The 10,730-nt window shown below is 72.9% G+C and carries 10 protein-coding genes; 8 read left to right on the top strand and 2 right to left on the bottom strand.

Going from position 1 to position 10,730, the window contains the following annotated elements:
• Window positions 1–193 precede the first annotated feature (193 nt).
• Window positions 194–1,030, top strand: a complete 837-nt coding sequence (locus ACIRYZ_RS18440; protein WP_402945306.1) for a class I SAM-dependent methyltransferase — start codon at window positions 194–196, stop codon at window positions 1,028–1,030.
• A 92-nt stretch (window positions 1,031–1,122) separates the two neighbouring features.
• Here ACIRYZ_RS18440 and ACIRYZ_RS18435 read toward each other — a convergent pair whose 3' ends face one another.
• Entirely contained in the window at window positions 1,123–2,304 is a 1,182-nt protein-coding gene (locus ACIRYZ_RS18435; protein ID WP_402945303.1) for a cytochrome P450, read from the bottom strand.
• Window positions 2,305–2,401: 97 nt separating this feature from the next.
• Here ACIRYZ_RS18435 and ACIRYZ_RS18430 point away from each other — a divergent pair, with 97 nt between their 5' ends.
• From ACIRYZ_RS18430 to ACIRYZ_RS18410, 5 genes are all read left to right on the top strand, one after another.
• Window positions 2,402–3,460, top strand: coding sequence for a 3-oxoacyl-ACP synthase III family protein (locus ACIRYZ_RS18430; protein ID WP_402945300.1), 1,059 nt, complete (start codon window positions 2,402–2,404; stop codon window positions 3,458–3,460).
• Window positions 3,461–3,518: 58 nt separating this feature from the next.
• Window positions 3,519–4,271: a glycosyltransferase family 2 protein gene (locus ACIRYZ_RS18425; RefSeq protein WP_402945297.1), complete on the top strand. Its 753-nt coding sequence runs from the start codon at window positions 3,519–3,521 to the stop codon at window positions 4,269–4,271.
• Window positions 4,268–5,443, top strand: a complete 1,176-nt coding sequence (locus ACIRYZ_RS18420) for a cytochrome P450 (protein WP_402945294.1) — start codon at window positions 4,268–4,270, stop codon at window positions 5,441–5,443. Before ACIRYZ_RS18425 ends, ACIRYZ_RS18420 begins: the two co-directional genes overlap by 4 nt.
• 80 nt (window positions 5,444–5,523) lie before the next feature.
• On the top strand, window positions 5,524–7,098 hold the full coding sequence (locus tag ACIRYZ_RS18415) for a class I adenylate-forming enzyme family protein (protein WP_402945291.1): 1,575 nt from the start codon (window positions 5,524–5,526) through the stop codon (window positions 7,096–7,098).
• Window positions 7,095–8,057: an NAD-dependent epimerase/dehydratase family protein gene (locus ACIRYZ_RS18410; protein WP_402945288.1), complete on the top strand. Its 963-nt coding sequence runs from the start codon at window positions 7,095–7,097 to the stop codon at window positions 8,055–8,057. Before ACIRYZ_RS18415 ends, ACIRYZ_RS18410 begins: the two co-directional genes overlap by 4 nt.
• Before the next feature lie 134 nt (window positions 8,058–8,191).
• Here the strand turns inward: ACIRYZ_RS18410 and ACIRYZ_RS18405 are convergent, their stop codons facing one another.
• Complete coding sequence (locus tag ACIRYZ_RS18405; protein WP_402945283.1) at window positions 8,192–9,268, bottom strand: response regulator transcription factor; 1,077 nt, start codon at window positions 9,266–9,268, stop codon at window positions 8,192–8,194.
• Between the two features lie 16 nt (window positions 9,269–9,284).
• Here ACIRYZ_RS18405 and ACIRYZ_RS18400 point away from each other — a divergent pair, with 16 nt between their 5' ends.
• Window positions 9,285–9,440: a hypothetical protein gene (locus tag ACIRYZ_RS18400; RefSeq protein ID WP_402945281.1), complete on the top strand. Its 156-nt coding sequence runs from the start codon at window positions 9,285–9,287 to the stop codon at window positions 9,438–9,440.
• Between the two features lie 644 nt (window positions 9,441–10,084).
• A complete protein-coding gene (locus ACIRYZ_RS18395) occupies window positions 10,085–10,717 on the top strand; it encodes an FMN-dependent NADH-azoreductase (protein ID WP_393027507.1) in 633 nt (210 codons plus the stop codon).
• Window positions 10,718–10,730: the final 13 nt, after the last annotated feature.

Below are 10,730 nucleotides of genomic sequence, written 5' to 3'. Positions count from 1 at the left end.
CCACCTACCCCCCGCCCCGGCCGGCCGGGCCATTCTCCTTGGGGGGGGGGGGGGGGGGGCCGGGGGGGGGGCGGGGGGGGGGCGGGGGGGGGGCCGGGGCGGCGCGGGGGGGGGCCCGGGCCCCCGCCGTGCCCGGGGTGTCAGAATCGGCGGGTTCATGCCGGAGTGTGGTGCACGTCCGAGGGAGTGAGCGATGAGCGGCGGGGAGCGGCCCGAGTTGGGACAGGTGCCGGAGACGGCGCTGTGGACGCTGTGGTACCGGGCGGTGGAGGCCCGGCGGCCGGACGGGCTGCTGCACGACCCGAAGGCGGTGGAGTTGGTCGACCGGATCGACTACCCCTTCGCCGAGCGGTTCGGCACCAGTGGCAGCCAGGCCCAGCTCCAGGCCCTGCGCGCGGCCTGCTTCGACCGGGAGGTGGCGGACTTCCTGGCCCGGGAGCCGCGCGGCACCGTGGTCTGCCTGGGTGAGGGCCTGGAGACCCAGTACTGGCGGGTCGACAACGGGCGGGCCCGCTGGCTGAGCGTGGACCTGCCGGAGTCGGTGGCGCTGCGCGAGGAACTGTTGCCGCCCGGCCCGCGCCAGCGCTACCTGGCCGCCGACGCCACCGAACTGGGGTGGGCCGACGAGGTGGACCGCAACCGTGAGGTATTGCTCAGCGCACAGGGATTGTTGATGTATCTTCCGCCGGCCCGGGTGAGATCCCTGATCGCCGGCTGCGCGGATCGGTTCCCGGGTGGCTCGCTCGTGCTGGACGCCGTGCCACGCTGGTTCAGCCGACTCACCCTGAACGGGAAGCTGCGTGCCCACGGCTACCAGCCGCCGCCGATGCCGTGGGCGATGGACGCGGGCGAGCGCGACAAGCTCCGCACCGCCAGTCCGGCGATCGCCACGGTGCGGGACGTCCGGCCGGTCGGCGGGCGTGGGTTGCTCGGCGAACTGCTACCGCTCGCGCTCACCGTCCCGCTGGTGGCCAACCGTCGTCCCTCGGTCACCGTCCTGGAGTTCGCCGGGCAGCCCGAACGGTCATAGCCGGTGGGCGGCGGGCCGCCACGCGCGGGTCCGCCAAGAGCAGCAGCACTTGCCGACGCTCGCCTCCGGTCCGGCCGTCGGCCGGCACTCCGTCAGTCCAGCTCGACGACGAGCGAGGCGTAGGAGGGGATCATCACCTTCCGGGCGTAGCTGCGCGAGACGATGCGGTACGGGCGTCCCGCGGCGCGGACCGCCTCGACCATCCGGGCGATCTCGGCCCGTGCGACGGGCGCGCCCAGGCACAGGTGCCGACCGGCGCCGAACCAGAGCTGGCGCGAGCGCGGGTCGTACGGGCGGGCCAGGTCGAAGCCGCCGGCCAGGTTGTCGGCCGCGTAGGTGACGAGCAGGATCCGCTCGTCCCTGCGCAGCCGGCGGCCGGCCACGGTGACGTCCGCGCTGACGTGCCGTCCGATCACCGGCGCGGGCGTGGTCACCCGCAGTCCCTCGCGGACCGCGTCGCGGATCAGCCCTGGGTCGGCGAGCAGCGGTTCCTGCTGCCCGGTGTCGTGGATCAGCGCGACCGTGCGGGCCATCGCGCTGGCCGCGGTCTCGGTGCCCGCGACGAGCAGCAGCGAGGCAAGGCCGCCGGCCTCCTCCAGCGTGATCCCGGCCTCGCGACAGCGGCCGAGCAGGGTGTCGGGTTCGGCACTGGCGTACGCTGCCGGGACGCCGCTGGTCAGTGACCTGACGATCTCCTTGGCCGCTTCGATCCGCTCCGGCGGCAGCTCGGTCGAGGCAGCCGTGTCGAGCGCCAGCGCGGCCAGCCGCTCGCCGGCAGCGAAGGTTTCCAGGTACGTGGAGTCCGGGCTGTCCGGCGGGAGTTGGAGGCCCAGCAGGTCGGCCATCAGGCGGCCGACGACGAGCCGGGCGGCTGCGGCCACGTCGACCTGGTCCCCGGCGGCGAGGCGCGCCGTGACATCGGCGTAGACCGGCCCGGCGGCCCGCTCGACCAGGGCGGCGGAGTTCTCCTCGGTGAACAGGTCACGCGCGCGTCGGCGCAGGTCCGCGTGGCCGGCGCCGTCGAAGAGCCGGGTGACGTACGGCCCGAGGATCTGCTCCCACAGGTGGCCCACACCGCCCTCGCCGAGGAGGGTGAAGTGCTCGTGGTCGTTGAGCACGGCCCGGATCAGGGTGGGTTCGCTCGCCACCCAGCCCAGTCGGGGTACCCGCCGGATCGGTCCGAAGGGCCGTGCCATGGCGATCCTGGTCAGCGTCCACAGGGCGGGCCGGCTGGCCCACAGCAGTCTGCTCTCGTGCCGTTCTGCCGTTGTCATGCCCATCGCCGCCCCCATCGTCACATCGAATGTCCGTGCGAGAAACCGTATCGCGGCAGGTTGGGCTATAAGATCGTCGGATGATCGGGGAGCTCGGGTGAGGCTTGAGCGCAGTGTCGGGGGCAGTGGACAGTTGGTCGGGCAAGGCGGCGGGGCGCGCGCGGTGATCGCCGCGGTGGCGGTGCACCTGCCGGAGGAATCGCTCACCTCACGCGAGGTGGAGCAGCGGATCGCCGACAGCGGTCCCTACCGGCCGCGCCCCGGGCTGATCGAGGCGGTCACCGGAATCGCCATGCGGCACGTCGCCCCCGACGGCTGGCAGGCCTCCGACCTGGCCGCGGCAGCCGCCCGGAAGCTGCTGGCCAACGCCGGCCTTGACGCGCGGGACCTCGACCTGCTGATCTTCGCCAGCGCCTCGCAGGACATGGTCGAGCCCGCTACCGCGCACATCCTGGCTTCGAAGATCGGGGCGCGCTGCCCGGTGTTCGACGTGAAGAACGCCTGCAACAGCGTGCTCAACGGGATCCAGGTCGCCGAGGCGCTGATCGCCGGCGGGCAGTACCACAGGGTCCTGGTCTGCACGGGGGAGCTGCCGTCGCGGGCGATCCGCTGGTCGGTCCGGGACCGGATCCAGTTCGCCGAGTCGTTCCCCGGCTACACCTTGTCCGACAGTGGCGCGGCCGTGCTGGTGGAGGCGGGAGCGGCGCCGGACGGGATCTTCCACCGGGCCTTCACCGCGGACTCCTCGGCCTGGGAGGTCGGCACCCTGCCCGGCGGCGGCACCGCGTACCCGCGGGACCCGGAGGCGACCTACTTCCGGATGGACGGCGCGCGGCTGCACGCGGCTTTCGAGGCGCTCGGCCCCGAGCTGATCCACCAAGCGCTGGCCGAACACGGGCTGACCTGGGCGGACTTCGCGGTGGTGGCGGTGCACCAGGTGACCGTGCCGCTGCTGGAGGCGTTCCTGCGCAGGACCGGCCTGACCGCCGGGTCGCTGGTGCCGGTGCTGCCCGAGCACGGCAACCTCGCCTCCGCCTCGCTGCCGTTCCAACTCGCCCGGGCGTTGGAGCAGGGCCGCTGCGGGCCGGGCGACCGGGTGGCGCTGATCGGCCTGGCCGGCGGGGTCTCGCTCGGCGTCGTCTTCGCGCAGCTGTGAGTCCGATCGTGAGCTCGACCGTGAGCGCCATCGTGAGCTCGATTGTGAGGGAACACCAGTGACCGACCTGTGGGTGGTCGTGCCGGCCTACAACGAGGAAGTCTCGCTGCCGGCCACGCTGCGCGCGCTGGCGGAGCAGACCGACGCGGACTTCGAGTGTGTGGTGGTGGACAACACCTCGACCGACCGGACCGCCGAGGTGGTCCGGGAGTTCGCGGTCACCGCCGGCTTCCCGCTGCACCTGATCACCGAGGCGCGCAAGGGCACCGGCGCGGCGGCGGACACCGGGATGCGGTTCGCGATCGAGGCCGGCGCCCGGTACCTGGCCCGCACCGACGCCGACTGCCTCCCGGTACCCGGCTGGACGGCAGCCGTACGCCGCGGCCTGGCCGGCGGGCTGGAACTGGTCACCGGTCAACTGCAGCCGCGCACCGACGAGTTCGCGCTCAAGCTGTGGGAGAGTTGGCTGCTGCCGGCGGTGGTCGCGTTGGCGGCTCGGTTCGGCAGGTTCCGGCCCGGCAACCGGGACCCGCAGTACCTCGGCCCGTACCTGATGTGCCCCGGCTGCAACCTGGCCATCACCGCCGACCTCTACCAGCGCTGCGGCGGCTTCCCGCGCACCGCGATCGAGGAAGTGCACGAGGACCGTGCCCTGGTGAACCAGGTGCGCAAGCTCACCACCGCCTACGGGCAGGTCCCGGGCATGAAGGTCTACGGCTCGGTGCGGCGGCTGCGCGCGTTCGGACTGCGCAACACGCTGGCCTGGTACGCGGACCACCGGTACCGGCCGGACGTGGTCGACATCCGATGAAACGCCGGGAACAGCTCTGGGAACGACGGGTGCAGCTGGCCGCCCACCCGTTGGCGTACCCGTTCATCGCCGCCGTGGCCCGGCGCGGACCCGCCGTGCGGGTGCCGGGGATCGGGGTCGTGGTCAGCGATCCGGAGCTGGCCCGGCAGGTACTGCTCGACCACGAGGGGTTCCGCAAGGACGGGCCCGGCTCCTCCGGCGCGCTGTGGACGCCGATTCTGGGGCCCGCCGTGCTGCTGAACATGGAGGGCGAGGAACACCGGCGACTGCGGGCCGCGCTGGGCGGCCTGTTCACCCGGTCCCAGGCCATGGAGTTGTGCACCCGGGTGCTCGGGCCGGTGCTGGGCGAGGCCACCGACCGGCTGGGTGCGGGCGGCGCGGTGGACCTGGTCGCACTCACCAGGACGGCGGCCGGCACGGTGATCGGCGAGCTGCTCGGGGTGCCCGACGCCGCGGGCGCGGAGGTGTTCGAGCGGGGCGAGCGGATCGTGCGGATGGTCGGACTGCGGACCAAAGAGCTGACACAACGTCAAGTAGTTCAAGCAAAGGGCGTGTTGGCCGGTCTGGTGGCGGCGGCGGGCGAAGCCTACGACCGGGCGGAGGCAGGCTCGATGATGGGGCGCCTGCGCGGCTACGGGCTCGACCGGGAACAGGCGCTCGGGCTGGCAGCGGCGTTCCTGCTCACCGGAACGGAGACGGTGGCGACCACGGTGCCCCGGGTCTTCGCGCTCTGGCACGACTCCGGGCTGCTGCCTGCGCTGCGGGCCGACCTGGAGACGGGCGGCGCGGCGCTCGACGGGGCGCTCGACGAGGCCATGCGGGTGATCACCCCGAGCCCGGCGATGCTGCGCCGGGCCGCGCGGCCGGGCCTGCTGGGCGCGACGACGGTGCGCGAGGGGGACCGGGTGCTCATCGCCACGGCAAGGTGCGACCTGGCGGCGGGGCCGTTCGACCGGGCGGCGGCCTTGGGCCGGTGCCCGGCACACGATCCCAAGCGCCTGTGGTTCGGGGCCGGGCCGCACTACTGCATCGGTGCGCCGCTCGCGCTGGCCGAGATACGGGTGCTGATGCAGGCGGTGCTGACGGCGGGGGCGGAGCGAATCGTGCGGCGACGGGTCAAGCGGCGGGTGCTGATACCGACGTACGCGAGGCTGGAGGTGGCGGGCGGATGAGTGGTGAGTATTCGGAGATGCGCGGAGCACATGAGGATGGCGGTGACCGCCATGACCGCGGTGAGCGCGACCACAGCCTCGTGAGTGGCACGCCGGACCGCGGCGTCGCCGGGGTGGTCGGGCGGATCGCGGAGCATGCGCGCCGGACGCCCGATGCGGTCGCCCTGCTCGACGCGCACGGCGCACTCACCTACGCCGAACTCGCCCAGCGGATCGCCACCACCGCGAGCGGGCTGCGCGCCGTGGGCATGTCCGCCGGTGACACGGTGCTGTTCGCGGTCCGCCCCGGCCGGGACGCCCTGGTACTCGGTCTGGCCGTCATGACGGTCGGCGCCGCCGTGGTGGTGGCCGACCCGGGTGCGGGTGCCGAGCTCGACGCCGCGCGCGGGCGGCTCGTCGCCGAGCGTCTCGCCGCGCCGCGTTGGTTGGCCGCCGAGTCCTGGCTCTGCGCGCTCTCCGCCCGCAAGGCGGGACGCACGCTGCTGCGCCGCCTCGGTCTGAACCTGCCCGCGCTCTCCGACCCGACCCTGCGCTTGATCCACACCGGCCCGCGGCTCCCGGGCGTGCCCGCGAACGCGCTCTCCGCCGCCACCCTGGCACGTACCGCGCCCGCGCTCACACCGGCACCGGCACCCGCGCCCGCGGGGGACCCGGACCGTCCGGCCCTGGTCGTGTTCACCTCCGGCACCACCGCCCGGCCTCGCGCGGTCGTGCACAGCCAGGCCACGCTGCTCGCCGGCGCCGACCTGCTCGGCGAAAGCCTGGGCCTGCCCGCCGCCCCCGGCCCTGTGGTCGTGCACTCCGAGCAGCTGATGATCGCCTTCGCCTTCCTCGCCGCCGGCGCCACCTGGTCGGCGGCGCCGCTCCCGGTGCGTCCGAAGCGGTTCCTGCGGGACCTGCGGCGCCGCCGGGCCACCCACACCTTCGGCACCCCGGCCGCCCTGGCCCGCCTGCTCGCCGCCGGCCAACTCCCGGACACCCTGGGCACGGTGCTGCTCGGCGCCGCTCCCGTGCCACCCCCGATCCTGCGCCGCCTGCGGACCGCGCTCCCCTCGGCCCGGATCGCGGTGATCTACGGCGCGACCGAGATGCTGCCGATCGCCGTGACCGAGGCCGAGGAGAAGCTCGACCACGCACCCCACGGCGACCTGGCCGGCCACCCCCTGCCCGGAGTCACGGCGCGCCTCAACGAAGAGGGCGAACTCCTGCTGCGTGGCGCCCACCTGGCGACCGGCTACCTCGGCGACGGACCGATCGGCGAGCTCAACACCGGTGACCGGGCCCGGATCGATGCCGATGGCCGGATCGTGCTGCTCGGCCGGACCAAGGACATGCTGATCCGCGGCTCCTTCAACCTCTACCCGGGCCTGTACGAACCCGCGATAGCCGCCCTCCCGGGCATCGCCGAGGCCGTCATCGTGGGTGTCCCCGACCTGGTGACCGCCGACGAGGCGGTGGTGCTGGCCGTGCGCCCGGACGGCGCGGTGCCGGAACCGGAACTGCTCCGCTCCCTGTCCCGCGAACTGCCCCGCACGATCGACCACGCGGCACTTCCGGACCGGATCCACTGCCTTGCGGCGATCCCCCGGCGGGGCCGGACCGAGAAACCCGACCGCGAACAACTCCGCGCGCTGGTCACGAAGGAGGCGTCGTGATCATCGTCGTCACCGGGGCCAGCGGCTTCGTCGGCAGTGCCCTGTGCCGCACGGCGCGGGCCGCCGGGCACCAGGTGCTGGCGTTGGGGCGGCGCCGCACCGTCCCCGCCGACCTGATCGGTGGCGCGCCCTATCTCTCCTGGGACTTGGCGGACCCCGCGGTCCGGCCGGCCCTCCCGGCCCCGTTCACCCGCCCTGACGCGGTGATCCACTGCGCGGGCCTGGCGACCGACTGGGCCCGCCCCGAGGCGTTCCACCGCGGCAACGTGCTGACCACCAGGGGCGCGCTGGCGGGGTTCCCCGAGGCGGCGCGCTTCGTGCACCTGTCGACCGCGAGCGTCTACGACCCGCGCCGGCCGACCGTCATGGCCCGGGAGGGCGAGGCCGACGCGGTCCGCCACAGCGACGCCTACGGGCGCTCCAAGGCGCTGGCGGAGGAGTGGGTGCGCCGGGTCCGCCCGGAGGCGGTGATCCTGCGGCCGCACGCCGTGTACGGTCCCGGGGACACCACACTGCTGCCGCGCGTCCTCCAGGCGGTGCGCGAAACGCCTTTCGGGCCAAGGCTGTTCGCGATCGGCGACGGCAGGCAGCGGCTGAGCCTGACCAGCATGGCGAACCTGGTCGACGCCTGCCTGCTCGCCGCTGAGGGCCGTTCCTCCGGCACCTTCAACGTCACCGACCGGGAGCCGGTCGTGCTGGACGACGTGCTGCGCCAGGTCCTGACAGCCCACAACCTCTCGGCCGCACCCGTCTACCTCCCGCTCGCCCTCGCCCTCCCGCTGGCCCGCACCACCGAACTCCTGACCCGGACCGCCCGATCCGCCCGTCGCCCCCGCCTGACCGTCTACGCCGTCCGCCACCTGGCCCACGAACGCACCCTCGACCTCACGGCTGCCCGAACCCACCTGGACTACCGGCCGGCGCCGACGGACCTCGGGCCTGCCCTGCGCCGGAACTGACGCAGACTCCCCGCAGTGGGATCGGCGCGATCAGCTCCTGGGAGTCACCCAAGGTCTGTGGATGTCTCTCCAGCCCGCCCAGGTAGGGGCGTTGATCGCGGGCTGCGCCGACCGGATGCCGAGCCCGGCCCGTCTCACACCGGGACTCTGGTCCGGCCCGCGGCGGCGGCCCGGAGCGGGCTGACGGCTGCGGCCGGTTCCTCCGGGCGGCGGTTCCAGGTGGTGGCCAGTTCGACCCGCGAGGAGACGTCGAGTTTGCGGAAGATCTTCTTCAGATGGAACGCCACGGTGTGCGGGGAGATGAAGAGTTGGCGGGCCACCCGCCCGTTGGTGAGGCCCTGGCTGACCAGTTCGGCGACCGTGTACTCGGTGTCGGTCAGCTGGTTCACCGTGCTGCGCACACGGCCGGCGCCGAGCGGGACCCGGCCGCCGTTGCCTTCCAGCTCGCGGAGCTTGCTGGCCACCCGGAGGGCGTCGCGCCGGGCCCCGACGGCGTTGTAGCCGTGCGCGGCCCGCTTGAGCAGGTCGGCCGCCCGGTCCTGCTCGGGTCGGCGGGTGATCCGCACCGCACTCGCGTCCTCCAGGGCGGAGGCGCTCGCCCAGCCGTCCAGGTGCAGCGCCGAGGCCCGTTCCAAGGCGTCGGCGTTCTTCTCGTGCAGGCCCTTGGCGTGCGCGGAGGAGGCCTGGATCATCCGGAAGGTGCGGTTGTGGGCGCTCAGTCGATCGACCAGAGAGACGATGCGCAGGGCGATGCCCTCGTCGTCCAGCTGCTGCGAGGTGCGGACCAGCCAGGCGGCGGCGGCCGGTTGCGAGACCAGCAGTTCCCTGGTCATCGCCTCGTCCATGGTCAGGTCGCTGATCAGGCTGGCGACGCTGGCCGGACCGTCCCGCGCCTCCAGGGCCTGGGTGACCGCCCAGACGCACTGGCCGGGCATCAGCTTGGAGTGGCCCATCAGGGCGTTGTTCCGCAGGTCGTTGGCGTAGCGGATGCTGGTGGCGGTGTCCAGCCGGCGGGTGGCGCTGACCGTCATCACCAGGTTCCCGCTGGACACCGGCCGGCGGTCGCCGAGCTGGTGGGCCAGCAGTAGGCCGGCCTCGGCCGCGCTGGTCGCCGCGTCCAGGTCGCCGCGGGCCAGATCGGCCTCCGCCCGGCAGATCAGGGCGTGGGGCTGCCCGTCAAGTTTGTCCGAGGCGTAGGCAAGTGATGTCACGCCAGTTATCATCCTGGTGGCTGACGCCAGACCCCGGGTCCGGGTCAGCAGGGTCGCGTACCAGAGCTTCGCCCTCGGAGTGTCACTCCTCCGGTGGCCGGTGGCCTCCTTCGCCGCGGCGCTGGCGGCGAGGCTCATGCTCTTTCCCAACTGGCCGTCGAGCCAGGACTGAACGGATGCCGCGAGTATTCGATGTACTTCATTCGACGCCTCAAGAGAGGGGCCGGGGACGGTAGTTGTCTGAAGTGACACTCTAGACTCCGAATCGAAACCGGGTGCTGCTTGGCGACGGCCGCATGCGGGTGAATGCGGTCCGTCGCCCCGTTGTTCCCTGGTGTGGGTCGGGTGACATTCCGTCGTGCGGGCTGTTCAGAGGTCGTTTCAGGTTGCGATTGGGACCTGAGTCTGTCAAGCAGCTCAAGGAGCGTGCGCGCGGGGCGAACGGTGTTCTGACGAAAAGTTAACTCGTAGGAAAACTTGGTGAGTTGGCGAGTTTTTCTGGAGAGCGGAATCCGGTCATCCGTACTGTTCTCGGCGCGCGCCCCGATTTTGCGCCCCGCTGCCGCCCGCCGTGCGTCCGGTTGGCCGGAGCATGATGGCCGGAAAGTAGGCCGAAAGTGTGCAGTGAGTGCCCGTTCGGACCCCGCCACCCTGCGGTGCGGGCGATGCCCGAACGGGCAACTCCTGCCACCGGCCGGGCTACCAGGGTGAGGGATGCCCGCCGGCGGCCGAGCCTGCCTAGACTCGCTGAAGCCGACACCGTGCTTCCGCAGTCAGGTCGGCAGTCCTTTCACCCGGTAAAATCAGAGGTCTTCTGTGCCTTCTCTTCTCCACATCGACGCGAGCATCAGGACCGACGGCTCCACGTCGCGACAGCTGACGTCGTACTTCGCCACCCAGTGGCGGCAGAACCACCCCGGCGCCGACTACGTCTACCGCGACCTGTCCGCCGAGCCGATCCCGCACATCACCCATGCCGTCCGCGAGTACCTGCTCGACCCCAGCCGCGACCACGGCCAGACGGCCGAGGAGAAGGCCCTGGCCGATGCCGTGACCGCCGAGGTGCGGGCCGCCGACACGATCCTGCTGGGCGTGCCGATGTACAACTACACGATCCCGTCCAGCGTCAAGGCGTGGATCGACCTCCTGGTCACCCCGGCCCACATGGTTCCGCCCGGCGCCGAGTCCGGTCCGCTCAGCGGTAAGTCGGTCATCGTGGTCACCGCCCGCGGCGGCTCCTACGCGCCGGGCACCCCGCGCGAGGGCTGGGACTACCAGGAGCCCTACCTGCGGGCCGTGTTGAGCTCCATCGGCCTCGCCGACGACCTGACCTTCGCGCACGCCGAGCTGACCCTGGCCGCGATCGTGCCGGCCATGGCCGCGCTCAAGCCGGTGGGTGAGAAGTCCCTGGCGACCGCTCAGGAGACGCTGACCCGGCTGTCCGCCTGAGTCAGCGCGGCAC

The organism is Kitasatospora sp. NPDC101155, assembly GCF_044768305.1.
In the GTDB taxonomy this organism is placed as follows: Bacteria; Actinomycetota; Actinomycetes; order Streptomycetales; family Streptomycetaceae; genus Kitasatospora.
Note: the sequence above shows the minus strand (reverse complement) of the source record. Positions and strands in the feature narration are given on the sequence as shown.